This is a genomic window from Streptomyces sp. V2I9, from assembly GCF_030817475.1.
Classification (GTDB): Bacteria; Actinomycetota; Actinomycetes; order Streptomycetales; family Streptomycetaceae; genus Streptomyces.
In genome coordinates this window covers 1,575,663-1,594,653 of the sequence record NZ_JAUSZJ010000002.1, presented here as the reverse complement: position 1 = coordinate 1,594,653, position 18,991 = coordinate 1,575,663, and the positions used below count along the sequence as shown (strand labels likewise).

Below are 18,991 nucleotides of genomic sequence, written 5' to 3'. Positions count from 1 at the left end.
CCCGGCCGCACCGCAGGTCCGCACCCGCGCACGTGCGGGGGCCGGATGCGCCTCTCGTGGTGCGCCGCCGTTCACGCGCTCAGCGGGAAGACCTCGCCCAGCTCGCGGAAGACCGCGGTGTTCAGCGCGAACGCCCGCTTGCACTCCTCGACGATCCGCTGCTTCTCCAGGTCGTCCGCGTCCACCGCGTCCAGCAGCTCCCGGTAACCCCGCTTGAAGGCGGCCGGGTTGGTGATCCTCTCGAAGACGTAGAACCGGACGCCGTCGCCCTTGCGCTCGAAGCCCCAGGTCTTCTCCGCCTTGTCGCGGATGATCTGACCGCCCGACAGGTCGCCCAGGTAGCGCGTGTAGTGGTGGGCTATGTAGCCGCCGGGCCAGGTGCGCGCGCACTCCGCGACACGGGCCGCGTACGCCGCCGTGGCGGGCAGGGGCGCGAGGCCCTCGCGCCAGTCGGCCCCGCGCAGATGCGCGAGGTCGCGCTCCAGCTCGGTGGAGCGCTCCAGCTCGGGCTGGACGAACGGACCGGCGACCGGGTCGTCGCGCAGGGCCTCCGCGCCCTCCTCCAGGGCCCGGTACACGAACCACAGCTGCTCGGTGTAGCGCGTGTACGCGTCGACTCCCAGCCGCCCGCCGAGCAGGTCACTCATGAAGGTCGAGGTCTCGGCCTCGGTGTGCTGCTCGTGCGACGCGGTGCGGATCAGCGTCGAGAACGGAGTGACGGTGGCGGTTGCGTCCAAGGCGGGCCTCCGGGGACCGAGGGGGACGGGAAGTCCAGAAAGCGGACGGAAGGGCCGGCGACCGACCACTGCGGCGGTGGTGCCGGCGCGTCCGATCCTCCTGCTTAGGCTTACCTAAGTCAACTGGTTCCCGACGGCCTGTCGGTAAAAGCCCGGACGTGAAGGGGCCGAAGGCGTCCTGGGGGCGCCGTGGGGGTGGTTCACGGAAGGGTGAGGATGTCCGCCCCGGCCTCCGTGACCACCAGGGTGTGCTCGAACTGGGCCGTCCGCTTCCGGTCCTTCGTCACCACGGTCCAGCCGTCCTCCCACATGTCGTACTCGTGGGTGCCCAGCGTCAGCATCGGCTCGATGGTGAAGGTCATGCCGGGCTGCATCACGGTGGTGGCGTGCGGGCTGTCGTAGTGCGGGATGATCAGGCCGGAGTGGAACGAGGTGTTGATGCCGTGGCCGGTGAAGTCGCGGACGACCCCGTAGCCGAACCGTTTCGCGTACGACTCGATGACCCGGCCGATCACGTTGATCTGCCGCCCCGGCCGGACCGCCTTGATGGCCCGGTTCAGGGACTCCCGCGTGCGCTCGACCAGCAGCCGGGACTCCTCGTCCACCTCGCCGCAGAGGTAGGTGGCGTTGTTGTCGCCGTGCACCCCGTCGATGTACGCGGTGACGTCCAGGTTCACGATGTCGCCGTCGCGCAGCACGGTGGAGTCGGGGATGCCGTGGCAGATGACCTCGTTGACCGAGGTGCACAGCGACTTCGGGAAGCCCCGGTAGCCGAGGGTGGAGGGGTACGCGTGGTGGTCGAGCATGAACTCATGGGCGACCCGGTCCAGCTCGTCCGTCGTGACGCCCGGAGCGATGTGCCGGGCGGCCTCCTCCATCGCCTGTGCGGCGATACGGCCCGCGACGCGCATCCGCTCCACGGTTTCGGCGTCCTGGACCTCCGGGCCGGTGTACGGCGTCGGAGCCGGCTTCCCCACGTACTCGGGGCGCCGGATTTTTCCGGGTACGGAACGGACGGGAGTGATCTCCCCTGGTACGAGAAGCGACTGGCCAGACATGTCAGCGAGTCTAACCAGCGGTGTCGGGGCACCATGGCGGTAAGGAAAGGAGCCGTCGATGGCCTTGTTCAAGAAGCGCACGGTGGGCAAACCGGGCGAGTGGTACTACTGCCTGGAGCACAAGAAGGTCGAGGAAGGCCCGGAGTGCCCGGCGCAGAACCGATTCGGCCCCTACCCCTCCCGCGAGGCCGCCCAGCACGCGATGGACACGGCGCGCGACCGGAACCTGGAGTGGGACACCGACCCCAAATGGCACGACGAGGACAAGGGGCCCTCCCGCCCGTCCGACGACTGAGGCCGTCCCGCCCGGTCCGGTCCTCCCGGTCCGGTCCGGGAGGACCGGACCCGACGCCGGCGCCCGAGGGGCGGGGCGCGGGACGGAGTCCCGGAGCCCGCGCCCCCCGGCGAGGGTCATGCCTCCGCCCGCGCCGCCCGCCTCCGGACCGCGTCCTCGTCCGTCTCGGAGTCGTACCGCACCAGCTTCGGCAGGGCCGCCGTCAGCAGCGCGACCGACGCGACGCACGCCACCCCGCCCGTCCAGATCGCCGACCGGGTCCCCGTCCAGCCCGCCATCGCCCCGGCCCGCACCTGGCCCAGCTGCGGGCCGACGCTGTACGACAGCACCTCGATGCCCGCCAGCCGGCCCCGCAGCTCCTCCGGGATCGTCTGGTTCCAGATCGTCGCCCGCCCCAGGCCGCTCAGCATGTCGCCCGCCCCCGCCACGGCCAGGCAGACCAGCACCACCCACACGCTGGAGAACCAGCCCGCCGCGGCGATCGCCAGCCCCCACGCGGCCGCGCCGAACACCACGAACAGCCCGTGCCGGCGTACCCGGCCCGTCCAGCCGCTGGTCAGCCCCAGCGCCAGCGAGCCGACCGAGCCCGCCGCGTACATCAGGCCCAGCGACCACTCCGCGTCCAGCTCGTCCGCCAGGAACGGGAAGATCGTGTTCGGGAAGGCGAAGAACATCGCGGCCAGGTCGATCGCGTACGTCCCCAGCAGTACCGGGCGGCTCCAGGCGTACCGCGCCCCCTCGACGATCCCGCGCAGCGACGGCTTCCGGGCGTCACCGGCCGGCGGGGCGGGGGAGAGCCGCAGGCAGAGCACGACGGAGACGGCGAACGTGCACACCGTCACCCCGTACGCCGTGCCGTGACCGGCGTACGCCACCACCAGGCCCGCCAGCGCCGGGCCCGCGATGGCCCCGATCTGCCAGCGCAGCGAGTTCAGCGCGGCCGCGGCCGTCTGCTGGGCGTGCGGCACGATCCGCGCCATGAGGGAGTCCAGCGCGGGCCGCTGGAGCCCGGCCAGCGCGGACACCCCGCCGGCCACCACGTACAGCGGCCACAGCAGCGGCTCGGGCAGCAGGGAGTTCACCAGCAGGATCGCGGCGAGCACGCCGAGCCCCGCCTCGGTGAGCAGGATGACCCGGCGTCGGTCGGCCGAGTCCGCGAGCGCGCCCCCGTACAGCCCGAACACCACCAGCGGGACCAGCTCCACCGCGCCCATCGCCCCGACCGCGAGCGGGGAGCCGGTGAGCTCCTTGATCTGGAGCGGCAGCGCGATGAGCGCCATGAAGCTGCCGAAGTACGTGACGAGGCCCTGGACCCACAGCAGCCGGAAGTCGGCCGAGGAGCGCCACGGCGCGAGGTCCGGGAGCAGGGCGCGGATCCGCCCCGGCCGCGGCGGGGCCGGGTCGGGCGGGGGCGTGGAGGGAGAGGGAGAGGGAAGTGCGGAGGTCACGAGGGGTCATCATCCGCACAACCGGGTGCGCCGGGCAAACAGATATCCCGCCCGCGAGCCCGGACCGGCGGATCGGCGGATCGGCGGACCGGTGGACCGGTGGCGGGTCCCGGCCGGCGCGGCGCGGAACAGGGCGACGCGTACGGCACCCACGGCCCGGCATCCTGCCCGCTCCCCCCGTACCGCCTCGGCCCCTCCGCTCCCTCGCCACTTCGCCGCCTCGCGCCTCGCCCCCTCACCCGAACGGAGGGCGGCGGGCGGTCGGCGCCCGGGGCCCGGCGGCGGTATTCCGGGTGCTACCTGGCAGTAGGGTCGGCCCATGACTACACAGGACAGCGGCAACGCGCCCAAGCCCCCCGCCAAGGACCCCTGGGACCTGCCGGACGTCTCCGGCCTGAGCGTCGGTGTGCTCGGCGGGACCGGACCGCAGGGGCGGGGCCTCGCCTACCGGCTCGCCCGCGCCGGGCAGAAGGTCACCCTCGGCTCCCGCGACGCGGCCCGCGCCGAGCAGGCGGCGGCCGAGCTGGGCTTCGGCGTCGAGGGCGCGGACAACGCCGAGTGCGCCCGGCGCAGCGACATCGTGATCGTCGCCGTGCCGTGGGACGGCCACGCGGCGACGCTCCAGGCACTGCGCGAGGAGTTGGCGGGCAAGCTCGTCATCGACTGCGTCAACCCGCTCGGCTTCGACAAGAAGGGCGCCTACGCCCTCAAGCCGGAGGAGGGCAGCGCCGCCGAGCAGGCCGCCGCCCTGCTCCCGGACTCACGGGTCACCGCCGCCTTCCACCACCTGTCGGCCGTGCTGCTCCAGGACGAGACCATCGAGGAGATCGACACCGACGTGCTGGTCCTGGGCGAGGCGCGGGCCGACACGGACATCGTGCAGGCGCTGGCGAGCCGTATCCCCGGTATGCGCGGCATCTTCGCGGGCCGGCTCCGCAACGCCCACCAGGTCGAGTCGCTGGTCGCCAACCTGATCTCGGTCAACCGCCGCTACAAGGCCCACGCCGGACTGCGCGCCACCGACGTCTGACGGAACCGCCCACCCGGCGTCCGGCCGTGATCTGTGCCGTGTGCCGTATCAGTGGGCCGTGGGCCGTGGGCCGTGTGCCGTGTGGTGCGTGGAGCGGTCCGGGACGCTCCCCAGGGGCGGGGCACATCGGGGCATGGGGGACACTGGGCGGGACCGTGACCGTTCCCGACAGGGAACGCGACCCGTTCCGACAGGAGTCGACCCCCATGCCCCGCATCGCCCTCTACGCTCTCGTCGTCTGCGTCCTCGCCGTCGTGGCGGCCGTGGTCTCCTTCGCCCGGGGCAGCCTGCTCGGGATCGTCTGGGTGCTCATCGCGGGGCTCTCGTCGAACATGACCTGGTTCTACGTCCGCAGGCACCGGCTGGCCACCGGCTCCGCCGCCGCCCCCGACGCGGCCTGAGCCTCCGGCCGTCCGGCTCCCGCCGCCATCGCTGCGGCCCTCCGGCGATCCGAGCCGCGCCACCCCGGCCTCCGCGCGGGCCGGCCCACCGCGCAGCCCGGTCGCGCAGGTCAGCCCACCGCGCAGCCCGGATCCTGCTCGTCGAAGAAGCTCCGCCAGAAGCGGTACAGGTCGTAGCCGCAGTACCGCTGGAACTCCTCCACGCCCAGCCCCCGCAGCAGCGCGTGGACCGCGTCGAAGAACACCGCGTTCACCTCGGGGACCCACAGCAGCGCGAACACCGCGATCAGCCCGAACGGCGCGATCGGCTCCACCTGGCGGCGGACCGTGTACGAGAGCCAGGGCTCGATCACTCCGTACCCGTCGAGCCCGGGGATCGGCAGGAAGTTCAGGATCGCCGCCGTCACCTGGAGCATCGCCAGGAACGCCAGGGCGTACTGGAACGCGCGCGGCACCCCGTCGAGCGCGTCCAGCCAGAACGGGGCCGTGCACACCACCGCGAACGCCACGTTGGTCAGCGGACCCGCCGCCGAGATCAGGCTGTGCTTCCAGCGGCCCCGGATACGGCCCCGCTCGATGTACACCGCGCCGCCGGGCAGCCCGATCCCGCCCATGATCACGAAGAGCACCGGCAGCACGATGCTGAGCAGCGCGTGCGTGTATTTCAGCGGGTCGAGCGTCAGATAACCCTTCGCCCCGACCGTGAGGTCCCCGCTGTGCAGCGCCGTCCGCGCGTGCGCGTACTCGTGCAGGCAGAGCGAGACGATCCAGGCCCCGGTGACGAACAGGAAGACCGCGAAGCCGGTGGAGTCGGCGAAACCCGTCCACACCGCCCAGCCCGCCACCGCGGTGACGGCGGCGATACCGAGGAAGACCGGACTGATCCTCCGGTCGCTCCGGGTGGCTGCTGTGGTCATCTGCGTCGGCTCCTGGGGGTCGGGTGAGCGGGGGCGGGGCGATACGCGTGCGGTGCGGGCTCGGGCTCGGGTGATCGTACGGTTCGGACGCAGGACGGTGCCGCACGGTCCGCCGCAGGGGGGAACGCGCGGTCCGCAGGACGGGAACGCCGGCGACCGCTTGTGGAGTTCCCCCCGGCCACCGTCGGCCCGCCGCCCGTCACGGACAATGGGCCCGTGCACTACTGCGTCCTCGGCACCACCCGCGCACTCCGCGACGACGGCACGGCCGTGGCCCTCGGCGGGGCACGGCTGCGCGCCCTGCTCACCGTCCTCGCCCTGCGCCCCGGCCGGACCGTACCGGCCGGGACCCTCGTCGACGAGGTGTGGGACGGAGACCCGCCCGCCGACGCGGCCGGTGCGCTCCAGGCCCTCGTCGGGCGGCTGCGGCGCGCCCTGGGCCACGGGGCGGTCGAGTCCGCGGAGGGCGGCTACCGGCTCGCCGCCGCGCCGGACGACGTGGACCTGTACCGGTTCGAGCGGCTGGCGGGGGAGGGGAGCCGGGCCCTGGAGGACGGTGACGCGGACCTGGCCCTCGCGGTCCTGGGGAGGGCGCTGGCCCTGTGGACCGGGCCCGTCCTCGCCGACCTGCCCGACCGGGCGGCCACCGCGTCCCGCTGGGAGACCCGCCGGCTCGACGCGCGGCGGGCCGCGCTCGGGGCCCTCCTCGCCCTCGGCAGGCCGGGGGAGGCGCTGCCGGAGCTGGCCGTGCTCTGCGACACCCATCCGCTCGACGAACCGTTCCAGGCGCTGCGCATCCGGGCCCTGCGGGACGCCGGACGCCCGGCCGAGGCGCTGGCCGCGTACGAGGAGGTGCGCACCCTGCTCGACGACCGGCTCGGCACCTCCCCCGGCCCGGCCCTGCGCTCCCTGCACGCCGAACTGCTGCACCAGGAAACGCCGCCCGGCCGGGGAACACCGCTCCACCGGGAGCCGGCCGCCCCGCCTGCTCCGGCCGCCCCACCTGCTCCGGTCGCCTCCCCGGCCGCCCCGGCCTCCGCGCTCACGCCTCCTCCCGCGCCCGGCAACCTCCGGGCCCGGCTGACCAGCTTCGTCGGGCGGGACTCCGACATCGCCGCCCTGCGCGAGGACCTCGGCCGCTCCCGGCTCGTCACCCTGCTCGGACCCGGTGGCGCGGGCAAGACCCGGCTGTCCCAGGAGGCCGCCGAAGCCGCCGCCGAAGCGTGGCCCGACGGCGTCTGGCTGGCCGAACTGGCCCCCGTCGACGACCCGGACACCGTGCCCGAGGCCGTCCTGACCGCACTCGGCGCCCGCGAGACCGTGTTGCGCGGCGCCGGGGCCGAGGAGTTGCGGGCCGGCGACCGCACCGCCGCCGACCCCCTCGTACGGCTCACCGAGCACTGCGCGCCGCGTCGGATGCTGCTCCTGCTGGACAACTGCGAGCACGTCATCGGGGCGGCGGCGACGCTGGCCGACCACCTGCTCTCCCGGTGCCCGCAGCTGACCGTCCTCGCCACCAGCCGCGAACCACTGGGCGTACCGGGGGAGTCGGTGCACCCCGTCGACCCGCTGCCCGACCCGATGGCGCTGCGGCTGCTCGCCGAGCGCGGGGCGGCGGCCCGGCCCGGCTTCCGTACCGACGCGGACGAGACGACCGCCGCCGCCTGCGCCGAGATCTGCCGCCGGCTCGACGGGCTGCCGCTCGCCATCGAACTCGCCGCCGCCCGGCTGCGGATGCTCACCCCCCGCCAGATCGCCGACCGGCTCGACGACCGTTTCCGCCTCCTCACCAGCGGCAGCCGCACCGTGCTGCCGCGCCAGCAGACCCTGCGTGCCGTCGTCGACTGGTCCTGGGACCTGCTGGACGCCGCCGAACGCGCCGTCCTGCGCCGGCTCTCCGTCTTCGCCGGAGGCTGCTCGCTGGCCGCTGCCGAAGAGGTCTGCGCCCTCCCGGAACCGGCCGACGGCGTCACCGTGGACCCCCTGGACGTGGCCGCCCTGCTCGGCTCCCTCGTCGACAAGTCGCTCGTGGTCGCCGCGCCCGGCGGGGACGGCGAGATGCGCTACCGGTTGCTGGAGACGGTCGGCGAGTACGCCGCCGAGCGGCTGGAGGAGGCCGCCGAACGGGACGCGGTCGCGCGCCGCCATCTGACCCACTACCGGGAACTGGCCAGGACCACCGGGCCGAAGGTGCGCGGCGCCGGACAGCGCGAGGCCATCGCGGCCCTCCAGCGCGAGTACGAGAACCTCCGCACCGCGCTCCGCCACGCCGTCACCGTCAGGGACGAGCACGAGGCGCTGGTCATCGTGCTGTCGTTGGCCTGGTACTGGATGCTGCGGGACCTGCGCTCGGACGCCGGCCAGTGGAGCGCGTCCGTGTCGGCGCTCGGCCCCGACCCCTTCGCCGCACCCGGCAGCCCGGTCCCGTCGCTCCCGGAGCGGCCCATCGACCGGCCGCCGCCGATGGACGACGAACAGCTCGCGGAGGCCCGGCGCGGGGTCGCCCTGCTCCAGCTGGCCGGTGCGGACCACGCGATCAGCGCCTGGTCGAGCCCGGAGGGCAAGGCGCGCCTGCGGATCGTCGCGGACACCTACCGGCCCGGCATGCCGCAGACCTGCCGTCTGCCCGGCATGCTGTGGCTGTTCGCGATCATGCTCACCGGTGACGAGGACCGGCTGTACACGGTGCTCGATGAGACGGTCCGGGCCTCGCGGGTGCACGGCGGCGAGTGGGAGCTGGGCAACGCCCTCCACACCCGCGCCAACATCTCGTCCAACAGCCCCGAGCGGGTGGCGGACGCGCGCGCCGACGCCGACGAGAGCCTTGCGATCTACACCCGGCTCGGCGACGACTGGGGCGCCGCCGAGGCGCTCTCCGCGCGGGGCGAGGCCAACGAGCGGGCCGGTGACTTCGCGGCGGCCCTGGACGACTACCGGGAGGCCGTGGAGTACGCGCGGAAGATCGGCGCCCAGAGCCAGGCGGCGCTGTTGCGGGCCCGGTACGCCGGATCCCTCATCGAGCTCGAACGGCTCCCGGAGGCCGAGGCCATCCTGCGTGACGTCACCAACGGCCGGCTGTCGGGCCATGAGGCGACGCCGATGGCCCGGATGCACCTGGCGCTCGTCCTCGGGCTCCAGGGGCGGGTGGGCGAGGCCCGGCAGCAGGCCCAGCTGGTCCGGGAGGACTTCAAGGATCGTGATGTCGCCATCTTCGGCGGGTTCGTCCACGGCGTGCTGGCCTGGCTGGACAACCTCGACGGCGACCACGCCTCCGCGCTCTCCAACGCGCTGACCGCGCTGGAGAGCGCGCGGGAGCCGCTGTCGATGATGGTGGCCCCGCAGATGCCGTCGGCCCATCTGACCGCTGTGGCGCGGGCGCTCGCCGGGTTCCGCGGCGCCGACGCGGCGCGGGACGCCGCCCGGCTGCTGGGGTTCCAGGAGACGCTGCTGCCGCAGGGGCACGTGCCGACGGTGATGGAGCGGCGCAACCTGGAGCTCACCGAGCAGGCCGTCCGGGACCGGCTCGACGACGAGGCGTACACGGCGGCCTACGAACAGGGCGGTGGCCTCACCCTCGACGAGGCCACCGCCCTGGCGGAGACGTACCGGCGGGCGCACCCGCCGCAGTGACGCCCGGCGGGGCGCACGCTCCGGCGCCCCGTCCGGCGCCCTGTACGTTCCGGCGCGGCATCCCCGCGCTCATGCCTTCCGGCGGAACGTGGACACGGCCAGCGGCGCCATCGCCAGCGTGATCGCGGCGGCCCAGGCGAGCGTCACCCAGACGGAGTCCGCGACCGGGCCGCCCATCATCAGGCCGCGTACCGCGTCCGCGAGGTTGGACAGCGGGTTGTAGTCGGTGAACGTCCGGAGCCAGCCCGGCATGGTCGTCGGCGGGGCGAAGATGGAGGACCCGAACTGGAGGGGCATCAGCACCAGCATTCCCATCCCCTGGACCGCCTGGGCCGTCTTCATGGCCAGCCCGAGCACGATGAAGATCCACATGATGGAGGCGCCGAACACCGCCGACAGGGCCACAGCCCCCAGCATGCCGAGCACCGACGTGCCCAGGGTCATGCCGAGGGCGAAGCCCATCGCGAGCAGGATGGCGATGGCGACCATCATCCGGCCCAGCTCGACCACGATCTTGGCGATGAGCACCGAGGAACGGGCGATCGGCATCGTCCGGAAGCGGTCCATGACGCCCTTGCGGAAGTCGTCGTTGACGCCGGTGCCCACCGCCATGGCGATGTTCATGCCCATCATCGCCATCAACCCCGGCACCAGGTAGTTCAGGTAGTCCTGCCGGTCCCCGCCGAGGCTGCCGCCGACCGAGCCGCCGAAGACGTACACGAACAGCAGCGTGAAGATGATCGGCATCAGAAGGACGTCGAACATCGACTCCGGGTCCTTCTTGATCTGGAGCAGATTGCGCCGCGCCAGGGCCCCGATGTGCCGGAGGTGGGACCGCAGCCCGATCCGGCCCTCCTCGGCCACCGGCCTGACCGGTGCGGTGCCCGCGGACCCGGCCGGGGCGGGGGGCAGTGTCATGGTGCTCATGCGGCGGCCTCCTGGGGAGCCTGGTCGGTGAGAGGGGTGGCCTTGTCGCCGGTGATCGCGAGGAACACCTCGTCGAGGCTGGGCAGAGCGGTGGAGACATGGGCGAGGGAGAAGCCCCGGACGCCCAGCACCCCGATGACGGCGGTCAGCTGCTCGTCGCTGAGGATCGGCACGTACAGCAGCCCCTCGTCGGGCACGGCCTGCGCCCCGGCGATCCCGTCGAGCCCGGCCTCCCGGATCGCCTGCGCCATCGCGGACAGCTCAGCGGGGTCCGACGGCCGGATCTGGAGCGTGCGCCCGCCGACCTTCGCCTTCAGCTCGTCGACCCCGCCCCGCGCGATGATCCTGCCCCGGTCGATGACCGTCAGCTCCGTGGCGAGCTGTTCGGCCTCCTCCATGTACTGGGTGGTCAGCAGGACCGTCGCGCCCTCGGCGACCATCCGCTGCACCTCGTCCCACACCTCGTTGCGGGTACGGGGGTCAAGACCGGTCGTCGGCTCGTCCAGGTAGAGGACCGCAGGGCTGCCGATCATGGAGGCGGCCAGGTCGAGCCGGCGGCGCATCCCGCCGGAGTACTCCATGCACGCCCGCTTGGCGGCCTCGGTGAGCGAGAACCGCTCCAGCAGCTCGTCGGCACGGGCCCGCGCCTGTGTGCGGGACAGGTCGAGCAGCCGCCCGATCATGTAGAGGTTCTCCCGGCCGGAGAGCTTCTCGTCGACCGAGGCGTACTGGCCGGTGAGGCCGATGGTCCGGCGGAGCTGCCGGGGCTGCCTCACCACGTCGTAGCCCGCGACGACCGCGTGACCGGCGTCGGGGGTGACCAGGGTGGACAGGCAGCGTACGAGAGTGGTCTTGCCGGCGCCGTTGGGGCCGAGCACACCGAGGACGGTGCCCTCGCGCACGTCGAGGTCCACCCCGTCCAGCGCTCTGGTCGCGCCGTAGTGCTTGACCAGCCCCCGCACCTCGACGGCGTTCCGGCCGCTGCCGGCGTTCTTGTCGATTCGTTCCATGTCCACCAGCAGACCAGCGCCCGCCGACAGACCACCGACAGCCCGCCGACAGGGGCTCCGGACGTGCGACAGCCCGCCGATGGGGGATGTCGGCGGGCTGTCGGTGGTGCGGGAAATGGCTGGTGGGAGCGGGTCTGCGCCGGACGCCCCGGAGCCCCGCGCGGGCGGTGCCGTGATGCGGCGGAGACCACGACTCGGCCGGGGCCGACACCCGGTCCCGCCGGCACCCGGAAGCCGTTCGGGCCGGGGGCCGGGGGAGGCCGCGGCTCAGTGGAAGGTGTGCTCCGCCGCCGGGAACGAGCCCCCGACGACCTCGTCCGCGAACTCCTTCGCCGCGTCGCCGAGCACCTGGCGCAGATTCGCGTACTGCTTGGTGAAGCGCGGCACCTTGCCGCCGGTCAGCCCGACCATGTCCGTGTAGACCAGCACCTGCGCGTCGGTCGCGGACCCGGCCCCGATGCCGACGGTCGGGATGTGCAGCGTACGGGTGACCTCGGCGGCCAGCTCGGCGGGGACCAGCTCCAGCACGACGGCGAACGCGCCCGCGTCCTGCACGGCCTTGGCGTCGCGCAGCAGCTGCTGGGCGGCTTCCTCGCCACGGCCCTGGACCCGGTAGCCCATCGCGTTGACGGACTGCGGGGTCAGGCCGATGTGGCCCATGACCGGGATGCCGGACTCGACGAGCAGCCGGATCTGTTCGTGGGACCGCTCGCCGCCCTCCAGCTTGACCGCGCCGACGCCCGATTCCTTGATCAGCCGGGTGGCGTTGCGCAGCGCCTGGACGGAGCCCTCCTGGTACGAGCCGAAGGGCAGGTCGCCGACGATGAGGGCGCGCTTGGTGCCGCGTACGACGGCAGCGGACAGCATGGCGATCTCGTCCATGGTGACCGGCACGGTGGTCTCGTAGCCGAGGTGGCAGTTGCCCATCGAGTCCCCGACGAGCATGACCGGGATACCGGCCTCGTCGAAGACGGACGCGGTCATCGCGTCGTAGGCGGTGAGCATGGGCCACTTCTCGCCGCGCTCGGTGGCGGCGGCGATGTCGTGGACGGTGATGCGGCGGGTGGACTTCCCTCCGTACAGCGCCTTGCTGCTGTCGGCGGACGGACCCGCGGGGGAGGACTGGTTCTGATTGCGTGCAGCCTGAAGCGACATGGCCGGTGGCTCCTTCGTCATCTCGAGGCGCCCTGACGGCGTCCCCGGATCCCTTCCATGGTGGCATCCCGCCCCGCCCCCCGTGAAGTGGGCCCGCACACAGGGCCGGGCCGCCGGAGGAATCGCCGTGCCCGAGTGTGCTCGTTCTGTCACAAGGCCGTGTGCCCCGCCCCGGCCCGGAACCCCCGGTCCCGTCCCGGTCGTCCTGCCTTCCGTACGCGTCGTCGGGCATCCGGCGGTCCGGTCGGCCGACAGGCCGACGGGCCTGCGGGCGGGGTCGGCGGCGGGAAGGGCGCCCCTCATCGCCTAGGGTCGGGAACGCGGCGATGTGCAGGGCAAGGCAGTGAGGACAAGCGCGATGGTGCAGGCGTACGGAGCGGACACGGACAACGGCAGCGCGGAGCAGCCCGAGGCCCGCGATTCACGCTTCCGGGCCCTGGGGCAGCGCCTGAGGAACGACCGGGGCATCTGGCGGCGCGGCATCGTGCTCGCCCTCTGCTCGGTCCTGCTGACCCTGCTGATGGGCGTCCACGCGCGGGTCCCCAACCGCCTCGGCAACCTCGGCAGCCTCGTCGAGACGTTCCTGCCGTGGGTCGCGCTCCTCATCCCCGTCCTGCTGGTCCTGGCCCTGGTGAGGCGCTCCGCGACCGCCCTGGTGGCGCTGCTGCTGCCCGTCGTGGTCTGGCTCAACATGTTCGGCGGCCTGATCACCGACAAGTCCGGCTCCGGCGGCGACCTCACCGTCGCCACCCACAACGTCAACGCCGGCAACCCCGATCCCGCGGGCACCGCCCAGCAGGTCGCCGGCTCCGGGGCGGACGTCGTGGCCCTCCAGGAACTTCCGGGCCGGCAGGTCTCCACGTACGAGAAGTCGCTGGCCGGCCGCTACCCGTACCACGCGGTCCAGGGCACCGTGGGCCTGTGGAGCAAGTACCCGCTGGCCGACACCAGGCCCGTGGACATCAAGATGGGCTGGACGCGGGCGATGCGTTCCACGGTCACGACGCCCGAGGGCGAGGTCGCGGTGTACGTCGCCCACCTCCCGTCCGTCCGGGTGAAGCTTCGGGCCGGGTTCACCGCCAACCAGCGCGACGACAGCGTCGACGCGCTCGGCGAGGCCATCGGTCACGAACGGGTGGAGCGCGTCATCCTGCTCGGGGACCTCAACGGCACCATGAACGACCGCTCGCTGAACGCGGTCACCGCGCAGATGCGGTCCACCCAGGGCGCGGCGGGCGACGGGTTCGGCTTCAGCTGGCCCGCCTCGTTCCCGATGGCCCGGATCGACCAGATCATGGTCAAGGGCGTCGAGCCGAAGGCGTCCTGGACCCTGGCGGCGACCGACAGCGACCACCTCCCGATCGCGGCGCGCGTGCGGCTGTGACGGCGATCGCGTCCGGCCCGGAGCTGTGACGGCCACCGCGTCCCGCCCGGAGCCGTGACGGCGACCGCGCACGCGCAACCCGCCGTTCACCGCGCGGCACACATCCTCTGCGACAATTTGTTTCAGTCGAATACATAACGAAGGCCCAGCCGTCGCCCGGCGTCCCTCCGAGGCGGCGGTTCTTCGTTCTGCCCCTGAACCGCGCATGACCGCGAAAGGCCCCTTCTCCATGCCTCTGGCCCTCCTCGCCCTGGCCGTGAGCGCCTTCGGCATAGGCACGACGGAGTTCGTCATGATGGGGCTGCTCCCCGACGTGGCGGACGACCTGGACACGTCCGTGCCCACCGCCGGATACCTCGTGTCGGCGTACGCGATCGGCGTCGTCCTGGGCGCGCCCCTGCTCACCGGCCTCGGCTCCCGCATCCCGCGCAAGAAGATGCTGCTGCTCCTCATGGCCCTCTTCACCGTGGGCAACCTGGCCTCCGCGCTCGCCCCGGACTTCGGCTGGCTGATCGCGGGCCGCCTCCTCGCCGGTCTGCCGCACGGCGCGTTCTTCGGCGTCGGCGCGGTCGTCGCCGCCCGGCTGGTCACCGAGGGCCGTCAGGCGCGGGCCGTAGCGACGATGTTCCTCGGCCTGACCGTCGCCAACATCGTCGGCGTCCCCGCCGCCACCCTCCTCGGCCAGCACCTTGGCTGGCGGGCCACCTTCCTCGTGGTCGCGGCGATCGGTCTGGCCGCGATGGCGGCCCTCGCCCGCCTGGTGCCCCCCATCCCGGTCGAGGCGCACCAGGACGTCCGCCGAGAAGTGCGCGCCCTCGGCGACCGCCAGGTGGTTCTCGGCCTCCTCACCGCGGTCTTCGGCTTCGCCGGCGTCTTCGCGGTGTACGCGTACCTCTCGGCCATGACGACGAAGGCGATGGGCTTCGGCGAGTCCTCCGTCACCCTGGTCCTGGCCCTCTTCGGCATCGGCATGACCCTGGGCGCCCTGGCGGCGGGCCCCCTCACGGACCGGGCACTGCGCCCGACCCTCTACGGATCGCTCGGCGCGCTCGCGGTGGTCCTCGCGGTGTTCCCCTTCACGGTGCACGTGAAGGGGGTGGCGCTGGTGATGGTGGTGCTGCTGGGAGCGGTGGGGTTCATGACGACGACCCCGCTCCAGATGCTGGTCATGAACAAGGCGAAGGATGCCCCGACCCTGGCCTCCGCCTCCAACCACTCGGCCTTCAACCTGGCCAACGCGGGCGGCGCCTGGCTGGGCGGAGCGGCCATCGCGGCCGGCTGGGGCTGGACGTCCCCGGCCCCGGTGGGCGCGGTGCTGGCGGTGACCGGCCTGGCGATCGCGGCCACGGCGGGCCGGCTGGACCGGGGGCAGGGGCAGGAATCCTGTGTGGTGGCCCGAGCGGCCCGTCCGGCGTGCGAGGAGAAGGCGGCCACCGACGCTGTCCGTCCGTGACCGCCCACCCGTTACGACGACTCGCGCCACCGGTTCGTGATCGGCAGCCGCCGGTCCTTCCCGAACCCCTTCGGCGAGATCTTCGTCCCCGGCGGATACTGCCGCCGCTTGTACTCCGCCGTATCGACCATCCGCAGCGTCTTCGCCACCAGCTCCGCGTCGAAACCGGCGGCCACGATCTCGTCGAGACCCTGATCCCGGTCCACGTACCGCTCCAGGATCGCGTCGAGCACCTCGTAGTCCGGCAGCGAGTCCGTGTCGACCTGCCCCGGCCGCAGCTCCGCGCTCGGCGGCTTGGTGATCGACGCCTCCGGGATCGGCGGGACCTGGCCCCGCTCCTCGGCCGCCCGGTTGCGCCACTTCGCCAGCCGGAACACCGACGACTTGTAGACGTCCTTGATCGGCCCGTACGCGCCGACCGCGTCCCCGTACAGCGTGGAGTAGCCGACCGCCAGCTCGGACTTGTTGCCCGGCGCCAGCACGATCTGCCCCTCCTGGTTGGAGATGGCCATCAGCGTCGTGCCGCGCAGCCGGGCCTGGAGGTTCTCCTCCGCGAGTCCGGTGAGCTCCAGCGACCCCATGTACGCGTCGAACATCGGCGCGATCGACACCGTACGGAAGTTGAGGCCGGTACGCCGCGCCAGTTCGGCCGCGTCGCCCTTGGAGTGGTCCGAGGAGTACTTCGACGGCATGGACACGCCGTAGACGTTCTGCGCGCCGAGCGCGTCGCACGCGATGGCCGCGCAGATCGCCGAGTCGATCCCGCCGGAGAGCCCGATCAGCACACTGCTGAAACCGTTCTTCGCGGCGTACGCGCGCAGCCCGACCACGAGTGCGGAGTAGATCTCCTCCTCGTCCTCCAGCCGCTCCGCGTACCCGCCCGCCAACTCCGGCTCGTACGCGTCCACGGGGCGGTCGGAGAGCACCACGTGGTCGATGCGCAGCCCGTCGTCCACCATGCCGGACGGCGCCTCGGCGGCCGCGGCGGGCAGCTCCAGGTCGAGGATGACGCTGCCCTCGGAGAACTGCGGGGCACGGGCGATGACCTCGCCCTCCCGGTCGACGACGATCGAGTCGCCGTCGAAGACCAGCTCGTCCTGCCCGCCGATCATCGCCAGGTACGCCGTGGTGCAGCCGGCCTCACGGGCCCGCTTGCGGACCAGCTCCAGCCGGGTGTCGTCCTTGTCCCGCTCGTACGGCGAGGCGTTGATGGAGAGCAGCAGTCCGGCGTCGGCGGACCGGGCGGCCGGGACGCGTCCGCCGTCCTGCCACAGGTCCTCGCAGATCGCGAGGGCCACATCGATGCCCCGGACCCGCACGACGGGCATCGAGTCGCCCGGCACGAAGTACCGGAACTCGTCGAAGACCCCGTAGTTCGGCAGGTGGTGCTTGGCGAAGTTGAGCGCGATCCCGCCGCGGTGCAGCACGGCGGCGGCGTTGCGCGGGGAACCGGCGGGCTGCCCGTAGCGCGCCGCGGCGTGCTCGGAGCGGTCCAGGTAGCCGACGACGACCGGCAGTTCGCCGAAGCCCTCCGCGTCGAGCCGGGCGGCCAGCGCGCGCAGCGCCTGCCGTGAGGCCTCGACGAAGGACGACCGCAGGGCCAGGTCCTCGACGGGGTATCCGGTCAGCGCCATCTCGGGGAACGCCACGAGGTGGGCGCCCTGCTCGGCGGCGTGCCGGGTCCAGTGGACGATCGCCTCGGAGTTGCCGGCGAGGTCGCCGACGGTCGAGTCGATCTGATTCAGTGCGAGGCGTAGTTGAGGCACGTCCGCCAGTGTAATCGTCTTTCTGACGCAATGCCCGCGCGGCTCGGTCGGAATGTGCCCGAGGTCACGGGAATCGCAGGTCGGGGCCGGTGTCCGGACGGCTCCGGTCCCGACCTGCGTCACGCCGCGAGGACGGACCGGAGCGTCAGGCCCGGTACCCGAGCACCGTCATCATCCCCGCCTCGGCGTGGTACACGTTGTGGCAGTGGACCATCCACAGCCCCGGATTGTCGGCCTCGAACTCGACGGTCAGCGACCGGTGCGGGAGCACGATCGCGGTGTCCTTGCGGGCCCCGGCGGCGTTCCCGCCCAGCGCGAAGGTGTGCCCGTGCAGATGCAGCGGGTGCCACATGGGCGTCGCGTTGTCGAAGACGAGGCGCACCCGTTCGCCCGCCTCCACCGGCCGCCGCCGCTTCGCGTCGTACGGCTGCCCGTCGAAGGTCCAGTCGTACGCCGCCATCCCGCCGGTGAGCCGCATGCGGATCGTCCGGTCCGGTGCCCGGTCGCTCAGCGCCACCGACGGGTCCGGGACCAGCCGCCCCGCCTCCACCAGCTTCCCGTCCAGCTCCTCGGGCCGTGCGGAGGCGGCGGGCGCGGCCCCGCTCCCGGTCCGCAGCACGGCGAGGCCGGCGGCCTTCTTCCCCTCGGCGAGCGCGGTCAGCGGGAAGACGCCGTCACCGGCGGTGACCAGGACGTCGTACCGCTCGCCCATCCCCAGCAGCAGCGCGTCGCCCGTGGTGTGCCGGACCGGGAAACCGTCGGTGTGCGTCACGGTCATCCGGTGCCCGCCGAGCGCGACCCGGAAGGCGGTGTCGCCGCCGGCGTTGATGATCCGCAGCCGGATGCGGTCCCCGGGCCGCGCGGAGAAGGAGGCCGGGTCGTTCGGCACCCGCCCGTTGACGAGGTAGTACGGGTAGGCCACGTCACCGGCGTCGCCCCCGAGCAGCTCACTGCGGGCCCCCATCATCATCCGCGGGGGCCCGCCGCGGTCCGCTTCCCCCGCGCCGCTGTCACCGGACATGGTGTGCGCGCCATGGTCCATCCCGCCGCCCATGCCGCCGGACAGTTCCTTCAGGACGGCGTCCGGGGTGGACCCCTCCACCCCGTCGACCCAGTCGTCGAGGACGACGACCCACTCCTTGTCGTAGGCCAACGGCCCCTTCGGGTCCTCCACGATCAGCGGTGCGTACAGACCCCGGTCCTGCTGGACGCCGGAGTGCGGGTGGAACCAGTACGTTCCCGGATGCGGCACGGCGAACCGGTAGGCGAAGCCGGCCCCCGGTGCGATGCTCCGCTGGGTCAGACCGGGGACCCCGTCCATGTCGTTGCGCAGGGCGAGGCCGTGCCAGTGCAGGGAGGTGGGCTCCGGCAGATGGTTGGCGAGGGTGAGCGCGAGCGTGTCGCCCGCCGTCACCCGCACCTCCCGCCCCGGCAGCCGGTCCCCGTACGCCCAGGAGGCGACAGTCCGTCCGCCGCCGAGGTCGAGCGGGGTACGGGTGGCGGTGAGGGACACCTCGCGTACGGGACCGGAGCCGCGCGCCGCCTCGGCCGCGCGCACCTCCTCGCCGCCGGGGGAGACGTAGGTACCGGAGTCCCGCACCCCGCCGGGGGAGTGCGTGCCGCCGTGGTCGCCACCGGCGTCGGAACAGGCGGTGAGCGCTCCGGTTCCGGCGACGGCGAGGGCTGCGCCGAGGACGGCGCGTCGGGTAAGTCGTGCGGACATGCTGAAGACACCTCTGACGTGCTGGTGATTCTGGGACAAAGGGGAGGGCGGAGGTGA

Annotated in this window: 15 protein-coding genes; 6 read left to right on the top strand and 9 right to left on the bottom strand. The window is 73.1% G+C overall.

Annotated features, from left to right (window positions below; all coding sequences use genetic code 11):
• Positions 1-71: 71 nt before the first annotated feature.
• Both QFZ71_RS07115 and map read right to left on the bottom strand, forming a co-directional pair.
• Positions 72-737 carry a heme oxygenase (biliverdin-producing) gene (locus QFZ71_RS07115; RefSeq protein WP_307667414.1) on the bottom strand — a complete coding sequence of 222 codons (666 nt, stop codon included), beginning with the start codon at positions 735-737 and terminating at the stop codon, positions 72-74.
• Positions 738-937: 200 nt separating this feature from the next.
• Positions 938-1,795, bottom strand: coding sequence for a type I methionyl aminopeptidase (gene map, locus QFZ71_RS07110; RefSeq protein ID WP_307667413.1), 858 nt, complete (start codon positions 1,793-1,795; stop codon positions 938-940).
• Between the two features lie 58 nt (positions 1,796-1,853).
• Between map and QFZ71_RS07105 the strand changes: the two genes are divergently transcribed.
• Positions 1,854-2,090 (top strand): hypothetical protein, encoded by a 237-nt coding sequence (locus QFZ71_RS07105; protein WP_307667412.1) that lies wholly within the window; start codon positions 1,854-1,856, stop codon positions 2,088-2,090.
• A 116-nt stretch (positions 2,091-2,206) separates the two neighbouring features.
• Here the strand turns inward: QFZ71_RS07105 and QFZ71_RS07100 are convergent, their stop codons facing one another.
• Positions 2,207-3,466 (bottom strand): MFS transporter, encoded by a 1,260-nt coding sequence (locus QFZ71_RS07100; protein WP_307671357.1) that lies wholly within the window; start codon positions 3,464-3,466, stop codon positions 2,207-2,209.
• Between the two features lie 391 nt (positions 3,467-3,857).
• On the opposite strand from QFZ71_RS07100, the gene npdG reads away from it, so the two are divergent.
• Positions 3,858-4,568 (top strand): NADPH-dependent F420 reductase, encoded by a 711-nt coding sequence (gene npdG, locus QFZ71_RS07095; RefSeq protein WP_307667411.1) that lies wholly within the window; start codon positions 3,858-3,860, stop codon positions 4,566-4,568.
• 206 nt (positions 4,569-4,774) lie between these two features.
• A complete protein-coding gene (locus QFZ71_RS07090; protein ID WP_307667410.1) occupies positions 4,775-4,969 on the top strand; it encodes a hypothetical protein in 195 nt (64 codons plus the stop codon).
• A 110-nt stretch (positions 4,970-5,079) separates the two neighbouring features.
• Here QFZ71_RS07090 and QFZ71_RS07085 read toward each other — a convergent pair whose 3' ends face one another.
• Positions 5,080-5,886 carry a site-2 protease family protein gene (locus QFZ71_RS07085; RefSeq protein WP_307667409.1) on the bottom strand — a complete coding sequence of 269 codons (807 nt, stop codon included), beginning with the start codon at positions 5,884-5,886 and terminating at the stop codon, positions 5,080-5,082.
• A gap of 216 nt (positions 5,887-6,102) precedes the next feature.
• On the opposite strand from QFZ71_RS07085, the gene QFZ71_RS07080 reads away from it, so the two are divergent.
• Positions 6,103-9,516 (top strand): BTAD domain-containing putative transcriptional regulator, encoded by a 3,414-nt coding sequence (locus QFZ71_RS07080; RefSeq protein WP_307667408.1) that lies wholly within the window; start codon positions 6,103-6,105, stop codon positions 9,514-9,516.
• 69 nt (positions 9,517-9,585) lie between these two features.
• Here the strand turns inward: QFZ71_RS07080 and QFZ71_RS07075 are convergent, their stop codons facing one another.
• The 3 genes from QFZ71_RS07075 to panB form a co-directional block, all read right to left on the bottom strand.
• Positions 9,586-10,443 (bottom strand): ABC transporter permease, encoded by an 858-nt coding sequence (locus tag QFZ71_RS07075; protein WP_307667407.1) that lies wholly within the window; start codon positions 10,441-10,443, stop codon positions 9,586-9,588.
• Entirely contained in the window at positions 10,440-11,453 is a 1,014-nt protein-coding gene (locus tag QFZ71_RS07070; RefSeq protein ID WP_307667406.1) for an ATP-binding cassette domain-containing protein, read from the bottom strand. Before QFZ71_RS07070 ends, QFZ71_RS07075 begins: the two co-directional genes overlap by 4 nt.
• 267 nt (positions 11,454-11,720) lie before the next feature.
• Positions 11,721-12,608: a 3-methyl-2-oxobutanoate hydroxymethyltransferase gene (gene panB / locus QFZ71_RS07065; RefSeq protein WP_307667405.1), complete on the bottom strand. Its 888-nt coding sequence runs from the start codon at positions 12,606-12,608 to the stop codon at positions 11,721-11,723.
• Positions 12,609-12,966: 358 nt separating this feature from the next.
• Here panB and QFZ71_RS07060 point away from each other — a divergent pair, with 358 nt between their 5' ends.
• Positions 12,967-13,992, top strand: a complete 1,026-nt coding sequence (locus QFZ71_RS07060) for an endonuclease/exonuclease/phosphatase family protein (protein WP_307667404.1) — start codon at positions 12,967-12,969, stop codon at positions 13,990-13,992.
• Positions 13,993-14,221: 229 nt separating this feature from the next.
• The gene (locus QFZ71_RS07055; protein WP_307667403.1) at positions 14,222-15,445 is read left to right on the top strand and encodes an MFS transporter; all 1,224 of its coding nucleotides are present in this window, start codon (positions 14,222-14,224) and stop codon (positions 15,443-15,445) included.
• An 11-nt stretch (positions 15,446-15,456) separates the two neighbouring features.
• Here QFZ71_RS07055 and QFZ71_RS07050 read toward each other — a convergent pair whose 3' ends face one another.
• Both QFZ71_RS07050 and QFZ71_RS07045 read right to left on the bottom strand, forming a co-directional pair.
• The gene (locus QFZ71_RS07050) at positions 15,457-17,211 is read right to left on the bottom strand and encodes an NAD+ synthase (RefSeq protein ID WP_307667402.1); all 1,755 of its coding nucleotides are present in this window, start codon (positions 17,209-17,211) and stop codon (positions 15,457-15,459) included.
• Positions 17,212-17,356: 145 nt separating this feature from the next.
• A complete protein-coding gene (locus QFZ71_RS07045) occupies positions 17,357-18,934 on the bottom strand; it encodes a multicopper oxidase family protein (protein ID WP_307667401.1) in 1,578 nt (525 codons plus the stop codon).
• Positions 18,935-18,991 lie beyond the last annotated feature (57 nt).